Source organism: Melioribacter sp. Ez-97 (assembly GCF_051488665.1).
Classification (GTDB): domain Bacteria; phylum Bacteroidota; class Ignavibacteria; order Ignavibacteriales; family Melioribacteraceae; genus Melioribacter.
Genome location: NZ_JBPSEG010000012.1, coordinates 54,428 through 75,538 on the forward strand (window position 1 = coordinate 54,428; position 21,111 = coordinate 75,538).

19 protein-coding genes and 1 tRNA gene are annotated in these 21,111 nt (G+C 35.5%); 13 read left to right on the top strand and 7 right to left on the bottom strand.

Annotated elements, in window-relative coordinates; all coding sequences use genetic code 11:
- Positions 1-55: 55 nt before the first annotated feature.
- The 4 genes from ACSSWA_RS12385 to ACSSWA_RS12400 all read right to left on the bottom strand — a co-directional run bounded on the left by ACSSWA_RS12385 (position 56) and on the right by ACSSWA_RS12400 (position 4,291).
- Entirely contained in the window at positions 56-1,087 is a 1,032-nt protein-coding gene (locus ACSSWA_RS12385) for a tyrosine-type recombinase/integrase (protein ID WP_437346695.1), read from the bottom strand.
- Positions 1,088-1,345: 258 nt separating this feature from the next.
- Positions 1,346-1,654 (bottom strand): helix-turn-helix domain-containing protein, encoded by a 309-nt coding sequence (locus tag ACSSWA_RS12390; protein ID WP_437356867.1) that lies wholly within the window; start codon positions 1,652-1,654, stop codon positions 1,346-1,348.
- Positions 1,655-1,748: 94 nt separating this feature from the next.
- Positions 1,749-3,512 (bottom strand): hypothetical protein, encoded by a 1,764-nt coding sequence (locus tag ACSSWA_RS12395; protein ID WP_437356868.1) that lies wholly within the window; start codon positions 3,510-3,512, stop codon positions 1,749-1,751.
- Positions 3,509-4,291, bottom strand: a complete 783-nt coding sequence (locus ACSSWA_RS12400) for a hypothetical protein (RefSeq protein WP_437356869.1) — start codon at positions 4,289-4,291, stop codon at positions 3,509-3,511. Before ACSSWA_RS12400 ends, ACSSWA_RS12395 begins: the two co-directional genes overlap by 4 nt.
- A gap of 244 nt (positions 4,292-4,535) precedes the next feature.
- Between ACSSWA_RS12400 and ACSSWA_RS12405 the strand changes: the two genes are divergently transcribed.
- The 5 genes from ACSSWA_RS12405 (at position 4,536) to ACSSWA_RS12425 (ending at position 12,475) form a co-directional block, all read left to right on the top strand.
- A complete protein-coding gene (locus ACSSWA_RS12405) occupies positions 4,536-6,566 on the top strand; it encodes an N-6 DNA methylase (RefSeq protein WP_437356870.1) in 2,031 nt (676 codons plus the stop codon).
- Entirely contained in the window at positions 6,559-7,800 is a 1,242-nt protein-coding gene (locus tag ACSSWA_RS12410; protein WP_437356871.1) for a restriction endonuclease subunit S, read from the top strand. Before ACSSWA_RS12405 ends, ACSSWA_RS12410 begins: the two co-directional genes overlap by 8 nt.
- Positions 7,801-7,895: 95 nt before the next feature.
- The gene (locus ACSSWA_RS12415; RefSeq protein ID WP_437356872.1) at positions 7,896-10,904 is read left to right on the top strand and encodes a type I restriction endonuclease subunit R; all 3,009 of its coding nucleotides are present in this window, start codon (positions 7,896-7,898) and stop codon (positions 10,902-10,904) included.
- Positions 10,905-11,552: a M48 family metallopeptidase gene (locus ACSSWA_RS12420; protein ID WP_437356873.1), complete on the top strand. Its 648-nt coding sequence runs from the start codon at positions 10,905-10,907 to the stop codon at positions 11,550-11,552.
- A 17-nt stretch (positions 11,553-11,569) separates the two neighbouring features.
- The gene (locus ACSSWA_RS12425; RefSeq protein ID WP_437356874.1) at positions 11,570-12,475 is read left to right on the top strand and encodes a DUF5655 domain-containing protein; all 906 of its coding nucleotides are present in this window, start codon (positions 11,570-11,572) and stop codon (positions 12,473-12,475) included.
- A gap of 121 nt (positions 12,476-12,596) precedes the next feature.
- Here the strand turns inward: ACSSWA_RS12425 and ACSSWA_RS12430 are convergent, their stop codons facing one another.
- Positions 12,597-13,181 (bottom strand): PIN domain-containing protein, encoded by a 585-nt coding sequence (locus tag ACSSWA_RS12430; protein WP_437356875.1) that lies wholly within the window; start codon positions 13,179-13,181, stop codon positions 12,597-12,599.
- Positions 13,156-14,298, bottom strand: coding sequence for a helix-turn-helix domain-containing protein (locus tag ACSSWA_RS12435; protein ID WP_437356876.1), 1,143 nt, complete (start codon positions 14,296-14,298; stop codon positions 13,156-13,158). Before ACSSWA_RS12435 ends, ACSSWA_RS12430 begins: the two co-directional genes overlap by 26 nt.
- A 1,637-nt stretch (positions 14,299-15,935) precedes the next feature.
- Here ACSSWA_RS12435 and ACSSWA_RS12440 point away from each other — a divergent pair.
- The 5 genes from ACSSWA_RS12440 to ACSSWA_RS12460 all read left to right on the top strand — a co-directional run bounded on the left by ACSSWA_RS12440 (position 15,936) and on the right by ACSSWA_RS12460 (position 18,454).
- The gene (locus ACSSWA_RS12440) at positions 15,936-16,484 is read left to right on the top strand and encodes a thermonuclease family protein (protein ID WP_437356877.1); all 549 of its coding nucleotides are present in this window, start codon (positions 15,936-15,938) and stop codon (positions 16,482-16,484) included.
- A 3-nt stretch (positions 16,485-16,487) separates the two neighbouring features.
- The gene (locus ACSSWA_RS12445; protein ID WP_437356878.1) at positions 16,488-16,745 is read left to right on the top strand and encodes a hypothetical protein; all 258 of its coding nucleotides are present in this window, start codon (positions 16,488-16,490) and stop codon (positions 16,743-16,745) included.
- Positions 16,746-16,871: 126 nt separating this feature from the next.
- Complete coding sequence (locus tag ACSSWA_RS12450) at positions 16,872-17,555, top strand: hypothetical protein (protein ID WP_437356879.1); 684 nt, start codon at positions 16,872-16,874, stop codon at positions 17,553-17,555.
- Positions 17,556-18,062: 507 nt separating this feature from the next.
- Complete coding sequence (locus tag ACSSWA_RS12455; protein ID WP_437356880.1) at positions 18,063-18,278, top strand: hypothetical protein; 216 nt, start codon at positions 18,063-18,065, stop codon at positions 18,276-18,278.
- The gene (locus tag ACSSWA_RS12460; protein ID WP_437356881.1) at positions 18,275-18,454 is read left to right on the top strand and encodes a hypothetical protein; all 180 of its coding nucleotides are present in this window, start codon (positions 18,275-18,277) and stop codon (positions 18,452-18,454) included. Before ACSSWA_RS12455 ends, ACSSWA_RS12460 begins: the two co-directional genes overlap by 4 nt.
- Positions 18,455-18,634: 180 nt before the next feature.
- Here ACSSWA_RS12460 and ACSSWA_RS12465 read toward each other — a convergent pair.
- Positions 18,635-18,709: transfer RNA gene (locus ACSSWA_RS12465), tRNA-Asp, on the bottom strand.
- A gap of 273 nt (positions 18,710-18,982) precedes the next feature.
- Between ACSSWA_RS12465 and ACSSWA_RS12470 the strand changes: the two genes are divergently transcribed.
- The 3 genes from ACSSWA_RS12470 (at position 18,983) to ACSSWA_RS12480 (ending at position 21,108) form a co-directional block, all read left to right on the top strand.
- Entirely contained in the window at positions 18,983-19,570 is a 588-nt protein-coding gene (locus tag ACSSWA_RS12470) for a YceI family protein (protein WP_437356882.1), read from the top strand.
- Positions 19,567-20,016, top strand: coding sequence for a MarR family winged helix-turn-helix transcriptional regulator (locus tag ACSSWA_RS12475; RefSeq protein WP_437356883.1), 450 nt, complete (start codon positions 19,567-19,569; stop codon positions 20,014-20,016). The genes ACSSWA_RS12470 and ACSSWA_RS12475 overlap by 4 nt, the downstream gene beginning before the upstream one ends.
- A 69-nt stretch (positions 20,017-20,085) precedes the next feature.
- Positions 20,086-21,108 carry a S1 family peptidase gene (locus ACSSWA_RS12480; protein ID WP_437356884.1) on the top strand — a complete coding sequence of 341 codons (1,023 nt, stop codon included), beginning with the start codon at positions 20,086-20,088 and terminating at the stop codon, positions 21,106-21,108.
- Positions 21,109-21,111: the final 3 nt, after the last annotated feature.

A 21,111-nucleotide genomic window follows, 5' to 3' on the forward strand; every position in this document is an offset into this window, starting at 1 on the left:
CCTCTCCCTTTGGGAGAGGGTCGGGGTGAGGGCTTCCCCTCATCAATCGAACATCTTAAATTCTATTAACCGCATCCCTTAATTCATCCAAGTCAATTCCGGCATAATATCTAGTTGTTACATTTACAGTTGAATGACCAAGAAGCTTTGAAACAGTAAATATTGGTACCTTATTACTTGCCCATCGTGTTGCTGCTGTTGCGCGTAAACAATGCCAGTGAAGTTCATCCGGCAGCCCTGCTTCTTTTATAACTTTCTTTAATGATTTTGAAACGGTATCCTTTTTGTATTGCTTTCCGTTACTCTGCACAAAAACAAACTCTCTCAGAATTTTACTCTTCTCAAGCTGCCTATTTGAATTCCGTAATAAGATTCTCTCCATTCTTTCATTAAAGGGAATCCTTCTTACTTTTTTAGATTTTGTTTTGAACAGTTTATTCCCGATGGTTATTACTTTATTCCTAAAGTCAACATCGCTCCATCTCAAATTATTTTCTTCATCTAATCTCAATCCTGTTTCCACTGCAAAGAGAACCATATCGGCAATAACATCTTTGCCTTTTTTTGTAAGTCTTTCACAGACTATCTTTATCTGTTCCTCGGTGAATACAACCGGTTCATCTTTTTGTCTTTTGGGTAGTTTTACTTTTAGGAAGGGATTTGAAGCAATATAATTCCAATCTACAAACACATTGAATAGTGTTCTATATATTTTTAGGTAATTATAACAACCGAGAGGCGCGGACTTGGAAATCTTCATCATTAAATTTTCAGCATCTTTTCGCTCAATTGTATTTAATGCTCTGTTTCCCGGAATGAATTCTAAAAATCTTCTCTCAGCAGTCTTGGCAGTTGCAACAGATTTTTTTGAAAGATTAAACTCAATAAGATGATTGTACTCACTAAAACCCTGTTCAACAGTTATCGTTTCTTTAACAGTTTGCTGCTGATTTCCTATACCGAGCAATCCTGCAAGCAGCTTTATCTTTTCCATATCCTCAGCAGAAAAGTGTTTGAACAATTGCATAGGATCTGTATTACTTCCGGTATTATGCATCTCACTATTTATGTTATTTAATCCTTCCATTTGCTTTCCAAATGTCGCGGCGAAGTTCCTTCCTTGAACGTAGCCGGACTTTCCTTTTTCTTTATAACTTTTTAATCTCTATCCGCCGTCCTGTCCTCCGAAGCTGTGGCGTAGGGGGAAGCTTTAGCGTAGGCGGGCTTCCAAAGAATATTTATTTACAACAGTTTTCTTTCCAATCATCCAATCACTCAATCAACCAATCTTCGTATTTCCGGTTGCTGAGTAAATCACGATTTTTGTGATTGTATCGAAGCAGACTTACGGCGGCTCATCTTCTTCTTCATTGTTTTTATTCTGACTTCTGTCTCCTGACTCCTGACTTCTGTTTTCGAATATCCACTCATCCAATTCCGCCTTATTGAAAAACAATACTTTTCCGGTAGGTCGGTGACAAGGAATTATCTTTCGTGAAGTTAGTTTGTACAAATAGGAATGTGAGAATCCCAGATACTCCGCAGCCTGGTTGAAGTTTAGAGGTTTACTTGCATACCGATTGGCCTGGTCGACTTTCTTTTTAAGAAGTGATTTGATTTCTTCCAACTGCTTTGCTATTGCGTCTTTTTTCATTTCCTTTTCTTCTCCTTTTTTTGACGCTAATAAAAAGGGGAAGATGAAAGGGAACAAGCGGGGATTTCGTGGGGATTTTGGGGATGATCCTTTTTTATCTTTTTAAACGGTTCTCTATTACTACTAGGTTTCCGTTTTTTTCTTTCCTAAGCTGTAATTCAAATTTTCTGAAATAATCGCTGATAGTATTTTCGTTTCTTTTTGTGATTATGTAGCGTTCCTTTTTCAATTGCTCAACTACTAAGTTACTGATATTTCTTTTTGTCTTGGTTTCAGTCAGCACTTCAGTAATTATTCTCTGTTTGATTAATTTCTCGCAAGCTTCTTTCGCTAATTTCTTTAGCCCTTTCGAAGGAACCTCTTTTTCTAATCCCTTTTCCTTTCTCGAAGGAGATTTGTTTTGGTCTGTTTTTTGTTGATAAACTCTTGGACCTATTATCAAATTGAAAAATGATTTAGGTCTCGGATGTTTATAAGGCGAGTCGTGTAAATCTCGCATTCTCTTTATTGATTTTTCTATATGTTTCGAATGTCTTCGACAAAGATTATATAACTTTTCAAGTCTTTCGAATTCAGAAGAGCCTTCAATAAAATCTATTATGTCTATAATTTCACTTCCACGTTCTTCATACCATCCGTCAATGTTTTGATTTGCGAAACTTTGTGCTAACCGTATGTATTCGGTTAATATCTTTTTTATATCGTCTTTTTCTAAGTCATCTTCTAAAAAATCAAAATGGTATAGCCCGGTGTTATCATATTTCTCAACTTCTGCAGCGTAAACTGCGAACCTTCTATCAATACATTGTGAACATACACCGCAGTGAGTTGTGCCGGGTGCTTTATTCCTTGTTGTACTGCATGAAACGGAACTGTCTAATAAATCTAATCTATTATGTGTTTTTAGTATCTCAACAACATCTGTTTTGATTTTATACAAATAGGGATGTTGAATTGAAAACTGCTTTTCACCGATAACTGTAAATAATTCTTCTAATTTTCTTATAGTTTGCGGATGTGTTGTTCTGCTTGCCCTTGCGTTCATTAAATCCTGTGTCTCGGCAAAGTTAATTGAAGTGATACCGTTTTCATAAATATAGATAGAATCTTGGTTATACTCTCTTGCAAGTGCAAATGCAATTGAAGTATATAAAAACGACCTTGTTCTTTGAGTCTCGTCTCTTGAAGGTGTATTGCTTAAACCGCAGCGGAATTTATAATGCTTACATCGTTCGGGATATAACCTTTTGATTTCATTATACAACCCCTTCTGTGTAGTTTGAACACCCGGAAGTCCTGTTTGGTGGCTTACCAAACATATTTCCGAATCTGTTGTTTCTAATAATTCAATAACTCCCGCAAGTGAATCAATCCCACCTGAAAAGAGCACAACCTTCAAATTATCCGGTCTGTCAACAGTAAAATTCTCATCATCAAAAATACTGGTAGGAAAATCTTTACTCCTTTTATAAAACGTAAATTTATAACTATGATCGCCGCTCATAAAGAGTAAGGCTTCTTCAAGCAATTCTTTTACTTCTAATGTGTTCCAAAAATTATAATCTCTTACGGGTAGATGGAAATTAAATGATCTGCTCCAGCTATGGTATTCATTATCATCCGGTTTACCTCTATATGTCCGTCTGTCGGCGGCAAATATATAAGCTGCAATCTCTAATAAATCTTTATACCTGTTGTCTAACTTATATATGTTTTCTACAAAATTATTTAGATAAATATTTACATTCTTTTTACCTCTGTCGCCTTCATGGTTAAGCTCCAAATACCTTGAATTTTTAAAGTCGTCTTTTAGATGTATTCCATTGCAAGCGATTATATGTTCCGCGAACTCTCTCATTTCTCCTCTTCCATCAAGAGTTCGCTTTTCATTTTGCCTAAAGAACGAGATAGGAAATATTTTATTTCATTTTCTTCCGGGAATGCATTCTTAACATTTTTGTTATACCATCCCGCAGCAAATGATTCTGTAATTTTAGCGGTTTCAAAAGCGTGTTGAGAAATTTGATTTACTTCTTTCTCAATTTCTTTAGAAAATCTCTTTCTGTCATTTACATTAGTAATTTTTGCGGCCGCTTCTCTTTCTAGATAATACTTCAAATACCGTTCAGTCAATTTTGAGAAGTACAATCTTGATAGCTCACAAAAACCGCTTCCGTTGGCAGCCTTATGAAATATTGCTTTCGAATCAATATCTTCACTGAATAAACTTCGTCCTCTTTCAATGTTCTGTCTGTACCATTTGTTAATTGCATCTATAGCAGCCTGTCTTGCAAATGTTTGATATTCGTGGGAAACTACTTCATTGTTTTTATACTTGGTTGCGCCCCTAGCCAATTTTATTAATGAAAGTTCTTCTTTATCTAAAATCTTTTTTTCCGCAAGATATTTTAACGGGTTTTCCTTTTGGAAAGCCAAAGAAACGTGTACTAAAAACTCGAAGCCTGCATTTATGGAGGGATCATTTTTTAGATTGCTGTACCTGTCTTGTACTTCTTGAAGAGTCTTTTGAGCTATTGAGGATATTTCGGAGGTTCCTAATGCAAACCCGGCTAATTCATTTACAATTAAACGCCAAGCTTTAGTCTTTTTAAGATGACCGTACCGTTTATGTCCCATCCAAATTTCTTATCTTAGTTCAAGAATTTTCGGATCGATTCGTGATATGGTAGCTGATCTTCGTTTGTAAAGAATTATTTTATTTAAACTAATAGTATATGGTTAAATAGTCAAATAAAAAATATACCTATACTTCCAATTTGCTCAGGCAGAATAATTTTTTGCCCCTTAATCTCACTAATACTAATTTTCTCCAATTTTTCTTATTTTATAAATACTTATTTAATTAAATTTAATTCTATATATGCTATCTAAACAAGCTCTTGGTAACACTCTTTGGGGTCTTGCGGAAATCCTTTACAGCAAAGTCGAAGATTATAAAACCTACATCCTTTCACTTCTTTTCTTCAAACGAATCTCAGACAATTACCACTGGGAAACTCAAAATGAAATAAAAGCTTTCAAAGAAGAATACGGACGTGAACCAAACGCAAAACAGCTTAAAACAATCAAGGAAAAGAAACACACTTTCATTATTCCTGATGGCTGCTTTTGGCAAGATGTAAAAGATGCTCCGCCCAAAAAGAAAAATGAAGTTCTTGCTAATGCCGTTCAATCAATTGCTGAAGCTAACGCAAACATTCTTCCGCAAGGTATTATAAACGCGGTTAATTGGAACGCTCCCGCTCCCGACGGTAAAGGTGGTAAACGTCTTTCACCTGAATTGCTTATTTCACTTATAAATTATATGGATGCGGTTAAGCTGGATAACGATAACGTTTCTGTTGATGTTCTCGGTGATGCTTACGAATACCTAATTAAAAAGTTTGCTGATGAAAACAAAGGCGGTAAAGTAGCAGCACAATTCTATACTCCCCAAGAAGTTGTAGATATAATTGTCCGTTACATTAAGCCCGAAAAAGGCAGCAAAGTTTACGATCCCTATTGTGGTTCCGGCGGCTTCCTCATTAACTCAGCTAAGTTTGTTAAAGAAACAGACCCAACTGCTAACAGCAAAAACCCGGTACAAATTTATGGTCAAGAAATTGTCTGGAACACGTGGGCTATTGCTAACATCAACTTGGTTCTTCACGGTTTTGAAGGAAAAATCGCTCAAGGCGATACAATTCGAGACCCTAAATTTCTCGATGAAAATAACGATATAGAAAAATTCAAATACATCTTTGCTAACTTTCCTTTCTCTCAAGAAAATTGGTGGGGTAACGGTAAACCTAAAAAGAATAAGAAAGGGCAGACGGTATATAAAAAGGATGGTTCCCCTCAAATGGAATACCCAAGCAAAGAAGATTTCTCTGATCCCTTTAATAGATTCGACTATGGTATTCCTCCATACTCAAACGGAGATTTTGCCTTTATTCAACATATAATTGCTTCTTTAGATGAAGAAAATGGTAGAGCGGGCGTTGTATGTCCCCAAGGTGTTCTTTTCCGTGGGCAGCCCGAAAAAACCGAAGAAGAAGACGGTCAAAACCGTAAAGCCGATGATGAATATTTAATACGCCGTGGCTTTATCGAAGGCAAACGCGATCTTAACAATAAAATAATAGAACGAAAGAATATTATCGAAGCAATTGTAGTTCTCCCGGCAAATTTATTTTACGGTACAACCATTCCCGCTGCAATTATCTTTTTCAATAAAAACAAACCGGAAGAGATTAAAGATAAAATTCTTATGGTTTACGCCGCCCGCGAAGGATGGTATAAAGAAGAATCTAATCTTAACATTTTACTGCCTCACGATATTCTGCGAATACTCGTTCAGCTTGAAGCTTGGGGTGATATTGAAGTTGCAAAACGAGTTATACCAATACACGAAAAACGTCTGAACAAAATGATTGAAGAAAATCTTCTTTTTACTCTAGGCGAAATTGATCTTGAATACGAAGAAGAAGTTAAGCAGTATAATGAAATTATAGAAAAGCTGAAAAAAGACGGCCTTAAAAAAGCAGAAAAGAATAAACTAACCAAACGATTAGAGAGACTTGAAAAAATTCTTGAAAAGAAAGAGAATAAAATAAAAGAAGCAAAAGAAAATGCCGAAAAAGAGCGTGCCGAAATTGAAAGAGTTAAAACAGAACTTATGAATATGTTTGCGGACCCCGAAGAACGCAAACGTTACTTCTCAATCGTTGATTTAGAAGAAATTGAAGAAAACGAGTTTAACCTTAACATCCCGCGTTATGTAGACACTTTTGAACCGGAAGAGGAAATTGATTTGAATGAAGCAGTAAAAGATTTTGTAAAACTCCGTCAAGTAGAATTAACAAAAGACGAAGAATTAACCAAAATATTGAATTTGATGAGTGATGAGTAAAAGCTTAGTCAAAATTGGTCAATATATAGATTATCAGAAAGGAAAAGCCCCTGTTGAAACCTTTGATTCATTTAAAGAAGGATTCAAGCCATATTTATCACCTGAATTTTTGAGAGGAATATCTCAGCCTTTGTATGTTGAGCCAAACGGAAGGCTTGTTGAGATAGGTGATAGTGAAGTAATCGTTCTTTGGGATGGCTCCAATGCCGGCGAAATATTTATTAGTAAAGAAGGTATACTAGCCTCAACAATGACTAAGTTAATTATCGATGAGGAGGAATTCGATAAGCTTTATTTCATATATTCAATGAAATATTTAGAATATATTTTAAAAGCCAAGACTGCTGGTTCGGGTATACCACACGTTGATAAAGGTATTCTTAAGAATTTAGAAGTATACAAGCCTGAAAAACCAGAACAAAAAGCCATAGCAAAAATACTCTCCACAGTTGACGATCTTATCCAAGCAACAAAAGAAACTATTACAAAAGCAGAACGCCTAAAAAAATCTCTAATGCAAAACCTCTTATCTGGCAAACTTAAACCGGACGGTACCTGGCGCACTGAAGATGAATTTTATGTAGATGAAAAATATGGAAAGATACCCAAAACCTGGTCATACAAAAAACTAGGTTCAGTTTTTACTGAATGTCAATATGGCTTGTCGAAGGCAATGAATGAAACTGGCAAATATCCAATTTTCAGAATGAATAATATAGAAAATGGTAAAATGATTGCTGCTCCAATGGCGTATATAGACTTATCAAATAAAGAGTTTGAAAAGTATAAAGTCAATAAGGGAGATATTCTCATTAACCGAACGAACAGTCTTGAGTTAGTCGGAAAGGTAGGCATCTTCGATTTAGAGGGTGAATACGTTTTTGCTTCTTACCTTATTCGTCTTAGAACCAATGAAGAGAATGACCCATATTATATTAACTATTATTTGAATTATTATGATGGTATAAAGAAAATTAAATCAAAAGTTACTCCTGCTATCAGTCAAGCAAACATCAATGTTTCCAACATTATGGCAATTGTTATCCCACTACCAAATGATAAAGAGGAACAGATTAAAATAAGTAATTTGTTAAAAGAAACAGACAAGCAAATAGAAAACAAACAGAACAAAATCAAAAGTTTAGAAAAACTCAAAAAATCCCTAATGCAAAATCTATTAACCGGCAAAAAAAGAATAGACTTAAACAAGTTCCAAGAACTAATAAAAGAATAGCAAAATAAATTGCCGGATAGTAAGAAGCAAAAAAATACTAGGGCTTTAGCCGCTAGGTGGCCCATAATACTGTCACAAATTTTATTGGGATATATATGAGCAAAATCTCAGAAAAACTTGCAGTAGAAAAACCGGTTACTGGCTGGCTTGAACTTATTGGTTGGGAATACAAAACAAGTGAAGAACTTCAAACCTACAAGCGCCCTCTTTCCAATCCAATTTTAGAGCAAGTCCTTATTTCCAAAATTATGGCAATAAACTCCATTGAAGAAGAAGACGCAAAAAAAGCTTATGACATCTTAGTTCAGAATCTCAATAATCCTAGCCCAATAGACGGAAACGAGAAATTCTTAGAACGCCTTGTTGAAGGAACAACACTTACAATAAATGAAGAAGACAAAGACATTTATTACATCGACTTTAATGAAATCTGGAATAACAGTTTTTGGGTAACACGTCAATATTGGGTACAAGGTTATAAAATAGTTAAGGTAGATATTGTCTGCTTGGTAAATGGTATTCCTCTCGTTCCAATAGAAGCAAAAACGAGTTCAAAAAAAGGTACAAATTGGTTAGAAGGAGTTAGACAGTTTTCAACCTATGCAATACGTGCCGTTAAATTATTCCAAACTCATCTCTTTGGTGTTGCGTGTAATGGTCATTTAACCAAATACGGTATTCCCGGTTCATCCGCAGCATATTTTTTTGAATGGAAAGATTCCTCAATTGATATAAGTGCACCCAACCCAATAATAGATAAACCAACAGAAAATGTTAAATTCAAAGAAGAAGAAGGTCAATACTTTCTTGATATTCCGCATTATGAAAAGATGAAATTTGGTATTGTCGGGTTAATGCAGCCCGCTCGTATTCTAGATATTCTTCAGAACTTTATTGTTTTTGAAAGAACCGATGACAGCGGTATTGTCAAGAAAGTTGCTCGTTATCAACAGCTTCGTGCTGCAAATAAAATTGTTAAACGTGTAGTTGAAGATGATCTTAAAACCGGTATAATTTGGCATACACAAGGTTCCGGTAAAAGCCTTACTATGCTATACACAGCTTATAAATTACGCAACCACGATAAACTGAAAGACCCAACAGTTTATATAGTTATTGACAGAAAAGATTTAGTTAACCAGCTTAGTGGAACTTTTGAAGATTGTGATTTCCCGAATACTTCTAAACCTACAAGTATCTCGCAGCTTCGCGCAAAGATTAAAGACAAACCTTCTGAAGTTATTATTTCAACTGTTCAGAAATTTGATTCTCTTGGTGATGAAGTTGACGATCGGGATAATATAATTGTACTTATTGATGAAGCACATAGAACGCAGTATGGTGATTTTCACAGTGAATTGATGCGTGTTTTACCTAACGCTCGCCGTTTCGCTTTCACCGGCACCCCTATTCTAAAAACAACTCAAACATTTCGTGATTACCTTGATAGATATAAAATTAAAGAAGCTATTGAAGATGGTGCTACTGTTCCTGTCCACTACACCTTTGGCCCTCAAAAATGGCAATTGGATAAAGATAAGATTAAGGAAGGGTGGGAAAATATAACAGCAGAGCTCACCGAAGATCAAACAAATATTGTTGCAAGGCAAGTTCAACCTTGGAAGGTCTTCCTCAAACACCCCGATCGTATAAAGGCTTTATCCGAAGACATTGCAAAAGACTTTCGTGAATCGGTCGAACCAAATGGTTTCAAAGCTCAAATTGTTGCTTGTGATAAAGAAGCCTGTGTTCTTTATTATAATGAGTTAACTAAGTATTTCGATCCTTCAGAAATTTCAATTGTTTTCTCACAAAGCAATTATGATGATGAGTATCGATACAATCTATACAAAGATCATTACCTCGCCGAAGGAGAATTAAAGAAACTAATTAAGAAATTCAAAAGAAGAATTACGGAAGAAGAAAAACGAAACGGAAATAACCTTAAAATTTTCATCGTCTGCAATATGCTCCTTACCGGTTTCGATGCCCCGATAGAACAAACTATGTATTTAGATAGTCCACTAAAAAATCACAACCTTTTGCAAGCAATTGCTAGAACAAACAGACCTTATGAAATAAAAGAAACCGGTATTAAAAAGGAATTCGGACGTATCGTTGACTATGTTGGTGTATTTAAATATTATAACGAAGCGCTCAATTATGATCCAGAAGACATCGGGACCTTTGAAGACGTCCATAAACTATTTGAGAATTTTCCTCCGGCAATCGAGACGGCATTGTCATACTTTGATGGTATAAAATTAGAAGATTCTTATGAATGTAGCAGAGCTATCGTTCAGCGTTTATCTGTTATTGATCAAACTAAGTTCAGACAAAGTGTAATGGATGTTGTTAATCTTTACGAGGCAATTTCTCCTTATCCTGAACTATTAAAATACAAAGATCAATATCTGTGGCTTATAACCATTTACGAAATTTATCTAGAGGAATTTGTTCGTCAATCCTTTGATGCAGAATTCTTCGCAGCTAAAACTCGGAAACTAATTCAAGAAAACTCTAAGATGCTTAACTTCAAGCGTGATTTACCTGAAATCACTATTGACGAAAACTATTTGGAAAATCTTGAACGCTTAAATTTGGAGCCTTCGGATAAGGCAGAAAAAATTATTCGTGATATAGAAACCATAATTAAGTTAAATGAAAATGAAAGCCCCATATATCAAGAGTTTCAAGACAGATTAGAAAACCTAATTAATGAGAAAGATAGCCAAGCAAAAGAGATTAGTGATTTACTGATCGATCTGTCAGAACTATTTACTGAAGTAAACACAGCTTCCGAACTTCCTAAAAAAATGGGCTTTGACGATAAAGCAGCTTTTGATGTTTTTACTCTCCTAAAAAATAAGATCACAGATACTGACAAAGAACTACTAAAAGACTTTTCCAAAGGTCTTGCAGACAACATAAAGAAATCAATTTATTCCGGTTGGCAAAACAACGATGCGGAATTATACAGAATGAAAACACTCATTAATCTTTTTGCTCAATTTGACGAATATGATTCTTTATCTATTTATGATAACGATGAGTTATTGGAAGGTCTATTGAATATTTTTGTTAAAAATTACGCAATTAATTAAATGACTTCATCTAATATTAACATAATAAGAAAATCGGTTAAGCATATTAGAATAAAGGTAAATGAAGATTTACAAGTAAAAGTTATTGTACCCCAAAACATTTCCAAATCACGGTTAGATAAAATTTTAATTCAAAAAGAGGACTGGATAAATAATAAGCTCGATTTTTTCAAAGCGAGAACTCATAGAACGGTGGTTAAGAAAAATTCTGTATTGCTTTTTGGCTTACCGTTTCGTGTTATTGATGAAGATACTTCCAAGTTCGATTTTAACTTAAAGGATAAGATTCTTATTACTAATGCAGACAAGCTGGAATATCATATTAAAAAGTTTGCTAGGAATTTTCTTAACGAAAGATTACAAGAATTATCTGATAAAACTAAAATCAAATACAATCGTGCATTCATCCGCTCATCTTATACAAAATGGGGTAATTGCTCAAACAAAAAGAACATCTCTCTTAATTGGCGTTTAATCCATACTCCAAAATTTGTAATTGATTATATCATATATCACGAATTATTACATACAAAAATTCCAAATCACTCAACTAAATTTTGGCTTAAACTTAGTGCAATATTTCCCAAGTACAAAAAAGCAGTAGAGTGGTTAAGCAAGAACGGTTATAAAATAATTCCTAAATGGTAAACAACAATTGAGCTATTATGTCAGACATCAAACTTTTCCAAATTAAAAACAACACTGTAAAAGAACTCGAAGGCAAATCAGTTCAAATCGAGAAATCACTCCAAACACTAATCGAAAATCATCTTGAAGAATTTCTTGGTATTAAATTCCTTGCAACAGAATATCCAACCGGTGTAAAACACGGTGGGAGAATAGACACATTGGGTGTTGACGAAAATAATTGTCCTGTAATTATCGAGTACAAAAGATCAACAAACGAAAACGTAATCAATCAAGGTTTGTTTTACTTAGATTGGCTGCTAGACCACAAAGCGGATTTTCAATTACTAGTTCAAAAGAAGCTAGGTCAAAAAACATCAGAATCAATAGAATGGGCTGCCTCAAGAATGATTTGTATCGCTGGTGATTATACAAAGTATGACAGCTACGCTGTAGAGCAAATTAACAGAAACATAGAACTCTATCGTTACAAAAAATATGATGATTTACTCTTACTTGAATTAGTTAACTCCACTTCAGATACAAAAACTGATAAACCAACAAAATCATCAGCATCAAAACAAAAATACTCTACCGTTTCAGAATTACTAGAAAAAGCAGATCAGAAAACCCGAGACCTATATGTAATGGTAAAAGAATTCATAATGAACTTAGGTGAAAATGTTCAATACAAAGAACTCTTATATTATTACGCTTTCTTAAAAATCAAAACCTTTGCATCAGTTGAAATACGTCCACAAAAAAGCCAAGTAATAGTGTACCTCAAACTCGATTCTAAGTCAGTAACATTTGAAAAAGGATTTACAAGAGATGTATCAAACATCGGTCACTTAGGAGTAGGGAATGTAGAAATCAAAATCAACAACGAAGAAGACTTCGAAAAAGCAAAACCCCTAATTCTAAAAAGCTATGAAGCAAACTAGGTATAATTTGAATAATAATTCAATATATTCAATTGTAGTGAGAAGATTACAATATCAATGGTAACGGAATTATTGGGAATTTCGATATGAATTTATTCGTGGAGCACCCGAAATATGATATTCATTGGTCCCAGTTTTTGCTTTTTTTAGGTGGGTTTTTCTTAAATAAACGCTTATAGTCTTTCTCAAAATTAGCCGGTAAATCATCTAGATAATACCAATAATTTACAATCTCCTCTATCTTAGGCAAATCTATTTTTTTATTATCTTTCATTAGTTTCAAAAGCTCTAAAGTATTTCTTACATCTACATCGAAATCCCTTGCTACTTTAATCATTGCCTCGTCATCTGTAACAAGAATAATTTTTAGTTCGTACGCAACCGCTATACACAGTATATCTTCCCTTGACAAGCTTAATCCTTCATCGTTTTGGTAATCCCAAATAAAATCGTAAGTTTTATCAATTCTTGCCTTCTCTGCTTTGCTTGTATTAATTATTTTTTTTCTTTCTTCTCTATATTCTTGCTGATCAAGCCAATAGTATTTTGTTTGTATTCTGTAACTTCTGTTTAATTCTTTTTGGAGATCTTTGTGTATAAATAGAGCGTATTGTTCAGTACCGAAAGGATCGGATAGTAGTGGTCGTATTGAATTGCCTAATCTGAGATAAGCATTCGTATCAAGTAGTATTTTTGTGAAGGCCATAATCTAAAACGGTATATATTTCCTTTGCATCTGTAATAGATACATTTAATACATTCCTAATATATGAATAATTCACTTTCTCTTCTTTAATTAATTTACGTAACGCATTAAAGAATACTGTTTCAAATTCCCTCTCTACTACTTCTACATATTCCTCTGCGGTTGGTTTATCAGTTCCGAATAAATTTTCACTTATTAGTTGATAGGTATTTAGGAATCTATTACAGTTTGCGTGAAATGTCTTATCAATGCCTATTGGTTCAAGCTTATAATGCGTTGCATATTTTTCCACTTCGTAAAGTATTGTATAGGGTGATATTATATATCTCTTTGCAAGATTAAATATGATTGCATTCTTTTTCTTGGAACTTGTTGTCTTTAATTGCTCATAAGTTTTTTTTGCTATTTCCTCTGGGAACAGAAATGCTCCGGCAAATTTATCAGAAAAATCTTCTGCAAATTCGCCTTTTAAACTAGGTGTGAAAATATGTCCCAACTCGTGCACTAACCAGAACTTGAAATCAAATACTTTTGTATCTAGATTGATGTAAACCCAATTAGTAGCACTTTCTGGTAAATGTATATGTAATGCATTCTCGTGATTCTTTTTGCTTCCTAATAAAACCGGTATAAGAATAGTTTTATATTTATTAAAACATCTTATAATATCATCAGCATCTATTGTGATTTTTTTTATATCTAATTTCTTTTTTACTACTTTAACTGCTGTTTGAATGTAATTATATTCGGTACTCGGATTTATCAGTTCTGGTGGTTTAGTAACAGTCTCAAAAGGTAAATATTTAATAAGCTTTTCTAGATTATAACCTGCTTCTTTAGCTTTTTTGATGTGATTTATAGAAGTTTTTGCATTCTTGACTTTTCTGAAGGCAATAACTGGTTCAAATTGTTTTTTACCTATTACAATATCTCGATAGTTCAAGTCTAATAATTGGCCTAAACTAAGTAGCTTTTGTGGTCTAGGAAATGTTTCTCCGCGAAACCATTGTGATACAGCTTCTTTAGACACACCTAATTCTTTACTAATTGAAGTTTGAGTGAGGCCGAGTTCTTCAGATCTTTCGGTAAGTAATGGAATATTAAGTTTTTTTTCCATAGGTCTAAATTAAATGATTCCCTTTACATTGTCAAGTTTTGTCAAGTTTATACATTCACTTAATGATTATTGTTCCTTCTATTTTATCTTATTAATCCCCACCTCTTACGTGGGTCTCAACTCATCATCCCTTCTACGAAAAGAATCCGCCGGTGGTTTCCAAGTTACAATCTTCAAAGACATACTAACAGAAGAATACCTCAATAAATTGGACTTAAACCCCGCCAAATACAAGCAGTACTTTATTTGAAAGAGAATAATAAAATCACCAACAAAGATTATCAGCAAATAAATGATTGTTCTAGAAATACAGCTACCAATGACCTTGCTGATTTAGTTGAGAAAGGGTTCATTCTTCAAAGTAATGTGAAAGGCGCCGGCTCATTTTATACTTTGAAATAATTGCACATTAATTGCACAAATTGCACATCAATTGCATATTAATTGCATATTGATGATCAAAATTGGGCCGAATTGACCGTTATCGCAGTTATTTGGGGGTAAAGCTAGTAACTCAATTGGCTCACAATTCTTATTTTGGAAAATATTTACAAAAACTAACTCTATCCTCGAAAATAATTTCAAATTTCATTCAATTTTCTGCTTTTAGTCGAAAATTTTTACAAAACCTATTTCACCCTCTCCTTTGGTAAGAGGGCTGGGTGAAGGCATAACTTGGCGATTTTGGCGACCTGTCCGCCGGAGCTTAAGCAAAGGCGGATTAGTTGGCGAATAAATATATCGCCTCAATCGCCTCACAATGGAATCATAATCGCATCATTTGCACCATAATTGCATCAACTACCTTAGAAAAGAAGCCAATGACGTCACTGAAGACAACCCAAAGAAAAATATTTTCAAGCAACCTTTCACGTGAGGTCTCAGCTCATCAAAAGAACTGGGACAGCCAGTGTTACATAAGAAACATTATGCAACTAACTTTGGCAGTCCCAACTAACATTTGTAGTTCTATCGAAGTCGCATAATGTTGCCTTATGTAAACTCGGCACAAAAACACTTGTCAGCTCATCATCGCTCATTTCGGGTGGCTCATTCTTCGACACACCCTTCATTCGCTTACATTGGTAAAAGCAATCATTTAAACTTTTCATTGGTCTTTCTAACATAATATTTCAGCTGAATATCGCTTCATTCCGGCGGCTCGTTCCTCGACACGCCTCCATTCCGCTTGCATTTGTATAATAAAACCAACACTTCATTTGTTTAAATAACTTTTTTTATTAATGTTTTCTCAAATGACCTCAAATAAATTCCGTTAAAAAATTATTCGCAATGAAGCGTTAAACAGAAAAATCTGTCTGACCCCGATTCTATCGGGGGAGTTATTTTTCTGTAGAGTAATGAAGAATAATTTTAGGAATTTATTTGCAGTCTTGATCTTTTGGTTCTTTTCTATCAAGAGAAAAGAACATAAAATAACTTGGACACTTTGGACACAATTTCTATTTCTTTTTAATCACAATTTGAAACCGCATAATTTTCCGTCCAAAACGTCCAATCTCTAATTCGCTCCTATTTTTATCTTCAAGTCAAACAAAGGCAAATCAAACATAAACATCGATTGTTGTTTAAAATTTTCTCAACTCATAAATTCCAAAAAAGAATTTGAGTTGATTATGTTTATCACACATACAAATAAATATCTCCAACTTTCAAAACTAATATCATCCTTTTCGCGTATCGGAATACTTATTTCACTTCTTCTTTTTATTTCCGGCACTATTCATTGTCAATATAAAATGTATTATCCTTACGGCTACACAGTAAAAGCAAAAGTAGCTCGCGTAATTGACGGTGATACCTTCGTACTTTCAGATTCACAACACGTAAGAATGCTGGGGATAGACACACCTGAATTAGAAAGAAATGGTAAACCGGCTGAACCCTTCTCAGATTCCGCCAAGGTTCTTACCAAGCAGCTTATTGACGGTAAAACAATTAAACTCACATTTGATGGTAAGTCATTCGATATTTTCGGCAGACTGTTAGCATACGTTTGGCTTACAAATAAAGCTGGTCAAGACTCAATCTTTGTCCAAGCAGAATTACTTAAAAAAGGTTATGCACATATTCGCTATTATCCAAAAGGTAAGCGGTATTACGAAATATTCTACAACCTTCGCCGCACAGCAATGAAAAACAATTTGGGAATTTGGTCCAAGTAATTTATGCAGTTGGAAAAATTAAATATCGATCATCTTTTAACTGATAACAAATTCAAAGAATTCTATTCTCTTGGATTAATTGATGAAATCGCTCTGCGCAATCTCCAAATCAAAAACGATTACAACCAACTTCGCAAATCTCATTCGATGATTGAATCCATTTCACAACTATCCCAAAAATATTTCCTCTCATTCGATTCCATCAACTCAATTTTATTTCGTGAAAGAAACAAAAAATCAGTCCTCGATCTTACCTTCTAAATAGTATCTGAATAGTATGTAAATAGTCTTAGCATACAATCACACTGTAATCATTCCTACAGTTACATTTTTTCTCTATCTCAATACTTTTCAGTCGTCATTAACCAAAGAAAGGAGAAAAATAAAATGGCACGTTTAACTGGTAGTGTACTCGGTAACTTAAGAGGTAAACTCGGAAACCTCTCAGCAAGAACTGTTGAAGGAAAAACGATTCTTTCGGCAAGACCTTCATCTTTCACAGTAAGTCAGACTCCAGAATCTATAGAAGCAAGAAAGCGTTTCGGTATAACCGGCAACTTTTCAAAATTCCTTATGGAGAATCCCGATCTTGTTTCTATTTGGACTAAAGAGAAATATCCTGGTATGAGTGTTTTCAATACAATCTTCAAAAGCAATTATCCTTACACTTCGCCGGATAGACCAACTGAGGACAATATAATCACTCCTGGTGGTTTCGGTCTTCCTGTAACAACCGCAACACTTGCATCAGATAATCTAACCTTAGAACTTGGTGCATTGGATTCAGTTGCAATATTCTCTCCCGAAGAAGTCGATTTATCAATTGCTGCAGTTGTAGTTTACCATAATCCAATTAACCCGGAAGACAATCCGTACAGAGTAATCAAACTCTCCAAAGCAGAATCCGGCTTCGATTTCTCAGCAGTTTATAACGGCACTCTTCCACTTGATGTAGTACAACAAAGCATCGCTGCAAAATATCAAAATAGCATTCTTTATTTAGCTGTTGCTTCCAAATCGGCTGAAGGTAGTGTAGTTCAGTACTCAGCTACATTTACACAGCAGTCTTAGTAACTTAATCCTTCCAAGGGCTTCTCTATTTGATAGGGAAGTCCTATCATTATCACACGAATCAATCCTTCGCCCTATTTCGCTCATTACATAAATAATAAAGCATTTATTCCATTCCCTCAGCAAGGCTATCAATCAATCACAATATTCAGCGTCAATTAGACGTAGCTCTTGCCACCCAAAAACACGGCGTCAACACCTACTAAGTCCCAATTTGATGTTTTGCTAATCGCAAAACGTTAAAAGCACATTTCGCCCGCTGCTTTTTCAAGCTTAGTGTTTACCTAACATAATCAATAAATCGGGGCAAGGGTATATAAACTCATACCGCTATTTCTTTTGATAATAGTGTTAGCGGTATTCGCCCTTGCCTTGAATAATCATGTTAATCGTACAACATCACCATGTCCTTACATAAAAAACGCAAAGTCGCTGATAAGCGGGCAAAATATGTTTTTTGTGGGGCAGTACGCCTTTTTTATCATTCTCGTAAAAAAAGGAGTTACAATGAATTCAAATCAAAAACCAGATGAATTGCAATTATTCTTTGAAGAAAGCCAAAATTCCGGCTGGATTCCTAAACACGAGTGTAGTAATAATCTTAAAATCATTTCTCAAACTCACTCAGTTAATTCATTGAACAATATTGTAATTGCTCAAACCAAGCAATGTAAAATCTGCGGTAAAGAGTTTGAAGAATCTAATCCAGAGGGGATAAGATGAAAGTATATGAAAGCAGCCATCGCACAAAGCGGGATCATAAGAAGGTCCCGCAGATAAAAATTAAAAACTCACAGTTAGTCAATATTGGTTTTGAAATCGGTAAAGAATATACCGTTGTATATCAACCCGGCAAAATTACACTTGTTCTTGTTGCTAAAGAGGGAAGCAATCACTAATTTCATTTTAAGATGATGCTAAGTTTAACTAACCATATTAACCAACCAACAATAAAAAGGATGTACCTCAAAAAAGTGGGTACAAAATGGGTACACAGTGGGGTACAATGACAGTGGGATTTTAAGGAAGAGCAGAAACAAAAAAAGCCTCAAAACAAACTGTTTTGAAGCTTTTCTATGCGGGGCCGACGAGACTCGAACTCGCGACCTCCTGCGTGACAGGCAGGCGTTCTAACCAAACTGAACTACGACCCCATTTATTTAAGAACTTTGTTTCGGCGCTATCCGATCCCGCCCCGGCGGGACGACATACTGCGCGCCAGATATCCCGATTTACCGGGATAACCGAACAGAACTAATTTCTAAAAAAGAACATAATCCTTTCGAAAAACGCCTACAAAAATAGTGAATCTACCTAATCAGAAGCAAGAAAAATTTTTTTTGAATTTTCAGTGAACTCTTTAATTGCAATATATGTTACAACACATATACTAATTAGTTTTTCTAACCAAAAAAAGGAGAAATACAATGCGCAAGTTATTTTTATCATCTTTAATGCTCTTTTTAGCCGCCGGGTTAATAAACGCCCAGACTAAATGGAATTTCGATAAATCCCATTCCAAAGTCGCTTTTAAAGTTAAGCATATGGTTATATCGGAAGTAACCGGATATTTCAACGAGTACGAAGGCACGGTTGAAACTAACGGCGATAATTTCGAAAACGCCAAAATTAATTTTACCATCGACGTCAACAGTATTGACACCGACAACGAAAAACGCGACGAACACTTGAAATCGGACGACTTTTTCAATGCCGCCAAATTTCCCAAAATTACCTTCGTCGGCAAATCCTTCAAAAAAGTTGCGGACAATAAATATAAATTGGTGGGCGACCTCACAATACGCGACAATACAAAAGAAGTTACCCTCGACGTAACTTTCAACGGGATGGTTAACGACCCGTGGGGCAATACGCGCGCAGGCTTCAAAGTAACCGGCACAATCAACCGTTTCGACTACGGTCTGAAATGGAATGCATTGCTTGAACTCGGCGGAGCGGTTGTAAGCGAAGACGTCGACATTGTTATCGATATAGAACTTATTAAAGCGAAATGAGATTAGAAGACGAGATAAAACAGAAAAAATTCAGGAATGAATTTCATAAACTGACGGTCAATCTTCATTATACGAACAACTGGCTGATAAATACACACAAGTCGATTTTCGAACGGTTCGGCATAACGCCGAACCAGTTCAATATATTGCGTATTTTGAGAGGACAATATCCCGAAAGCGCGTCTGTAAATCTGCTAAAAGAGCGTATGCTCGATAAAACGTCCGACGCTTCCCGATTGGTCGAACGGCTCCGCCTCAAAGGGCTGGTCGATAGAAATCGATGCCCGAACGACAGACGACGCGCCAATGTGATTATTACCGAGAAAGGACTCGACCTTTTAAAAGAGATCGATAAATGCGACGATGAATTCGACAGGGCTCTGTCGAATCTTACCGAAAACGAAGCCAAATTACTAAACGATTTGCTCGACAAAATGAGAGGCTGAAAAAATATTCTTTCCTCAGTGCGGAAATTCTGTTACATTTATTAACAAAAATTTCCGCGCGGGGGATTTGTGCGTGTCTTACTTGTTTTATTAGTGATTTTATCCGGCTGCTCTGCCGTCTACGACTCGGTATATCCCACTCTTACCGACGGCAAGTACGACAGCGAATTTCCGTATAAAAGCTCCTCGGAACAATTAGAAGAGATAAGCAATTCAATCAATCTCCTGAACAGCATAGCGTTCTATACAGGATATGTTTTCGACGAAAATTCGCGGCTAACCAGAAAGAACATCTCGCAGACAGATATCGAATCCGCGGCTGTGGAAAAAGTTTATTTCAACCGCACCGCATCGGGAACGGCTACTTTGATTTATTCAGGGGACGGAAGTATTCTCTACCTTACCGTAGCTCACATCGTGGCTTTCCCCGATACAGTCTATTCCTATTTTATCAATCCGGACGGCAGCGTTTCCGAATATATCGAAAGCATATCGATTAAATCGAGACAAAGCAATTACATTCCCGACCTTCCCGACGGCGGAGAGCTCGATATAATTTTAATGGATAAGAATATCGACGTAGCGCTCCTTGGCAAGAAAATCGATCCCAAAGCGGCTTTTGCGCTCAATCCTTTTAATTACCCGTGGGGCTCATCGTCCGAACTGGAATGGGGCACTTTCGTCTACGTATTCGGATATCCGATGAATTATAAAATGATTACGAAAGCGCTAGTGAGCAATCCCAAAAGAGAAAAGAACATCTTTTTAATAGACGCCGTCTTCAATAAAGGTTCCAGCGGCGGTATCGTTCTGGCTATCCGGGACGGAGTGCCGAATTTCGAACTTGTCGGACTCGTTCGTTCAGTGCCGGCAGATTTCCAATTGAATCTTCATCCCTTCACCAAAGAACACGATATCGACTTCAATCCTCAAATTCCTTATAAAGGCGAAGTTTACGTGGAAAAAGAGCAAGTTATTAGAAGCGGCATTGTAAAGGTAATCGGAATTGAAGCCGTCAAAGATTTTATCGGTAAGCACCTTCCATACCTCAGAAGCAAAGGTTATTACCTCAGCGGATTTATAACAAATTAATAT

What these genes read in the sequence shown, in the direction of transcription:
- ACSSWA_RS12385 (WP_437346695.1), bottom strand. Translation starts at nt 1,087, where the DNA reads ATGGAAGGATTAAATAACATAAATAGTGAGATGCATAATACCGGAAGT.
- ACSSWA_RS12390 (WP_437356867.1), bottom strand. Translation starts at nt 1,654, where the DNA reads ATGAAAAAAGACGCAATAGCAAAGCAGTTGGAAGAAATCAAATCACTT.
- ACSSWA_RS12395 (WP_437356868.1), bottom strand. Translation starts at nt 3,512, where the DNA reads ATGAGAGAGTTCGCGGAACATATAATCGCTTGCAATGGAATACATCTA.
- ACSSWA_RS12400 (WP_437356869.1), bottom strand. Translation starts at nt 4,291, where the DNA reads ATGGGACATAAACGGTACGGTCATCTTAAAAAGACTAAAGCTTGGCGT.
- ACSSWA_RS12405 (WP_437356870.1), top strand. Translation starts at nt 4,536, where the DNA reads ATGCTATCTAAACAAGCTCTTGGTAACACTCTTTGGGGTCTTGCGGAA.
- ACSSWA_RS12410 (WP_437356871.1), top strand. Translation starts at nt 6,559, where the DNA reads ATGAGTAAAAGCTTAGTCAAAATTGGTCAATATATAGATTATCAGAAA.
- ACSSWA_RS12415 (WP_437356872.1), top strand. Translation starts at nt 7,896, where the DNA reads ATGAGCAAAATCTCAGAAAAACTTGCAGTAGAAAAACCGGTTACTGGC.
- ACSSWA_RS12420 (WP_437356873.1), top strand. Translation starts at nt 10,905, where the DNA reads ATGACTTCATCTAATATTAACATAATAAGAAAATCGGTTAAGCATATT.
- ACSSWA_RS12425 (WP_437356874.1), top strand. Translation starts at nt 11,570, where the DNA reads ATGTCAGACATCAAACTTTTCCAAATTAAAAACAACACTGTAAAAGAA.
- ACSSWA_RS12430 (WP_437356875.1), bottom strand. Translation starts at nt 13,181, where the DNA reads ATGGCCTTCACAAAAATACTACTTGATACGAATGCTTATCTCAGATTA.
- ACSSWA_RS12435 (WP_437356876.1), bottom strand. Translation starts at nt 14,298, where the DNA reads ATGGAAAAAAAACTTAATATTCCATTACTTACCGAAAGATCTGAAGAA.
- ACSSWA_RS12440 (WP_437356877.1), top strand. Translation starts at nt 15,936, where the DNA reads ATGTTTATCACACATACAAATAAATATCTCCAACTTTCAAAACTAATA.
- ACSSWA_RS12445 (WP_437356878.1), top strand. Translation starts at nt 16,488, where the DNA reads ATGCAGTTGGAAAAATTAAATATCGATCATCTTTTAACTGATAACAAA.
- ACSSWA_RS12450 (WP_437356879.1), top strand. Translation starts at nt 16,872, where the DNA reads ATGGCACGTTTAACTGGTAGTGTACTCGGTAACTTAAGAGGTAAACTC.
- ACSSWA_RS12455 (WP_437356880.1), top strand. Translation starts at nt 18,063, where the DNA reads ATGAATTCAAATCAAAAACCAGATGAATTGCAATTATTCTTTGAAGAA.
- ACSSWA_RS12460 (WP_437356881.1), top strand. Translation starts at nt 18,275, where the DNA reads ATGAAAGTATATGAAAGCAGCCATCGCACAAAGCGGGATCATAAGAAG.
- ACSSWA_RS12470 (WP_437356882.1), top strand. Translation starts at nt 18,983, where the DNA reads ATGCGCAAGTTATTTTTATCATCTTTAATGCTCTTTTTAGCCGCCGGG.
- ACSSWA_RS12475 (WP_437356883.1), top strand. Translation starts at nt 19,567, where the DNA reads ATGAGATTAGAAGACGAGATAAAACAGAAAAAATTCAGGAATGAATTT.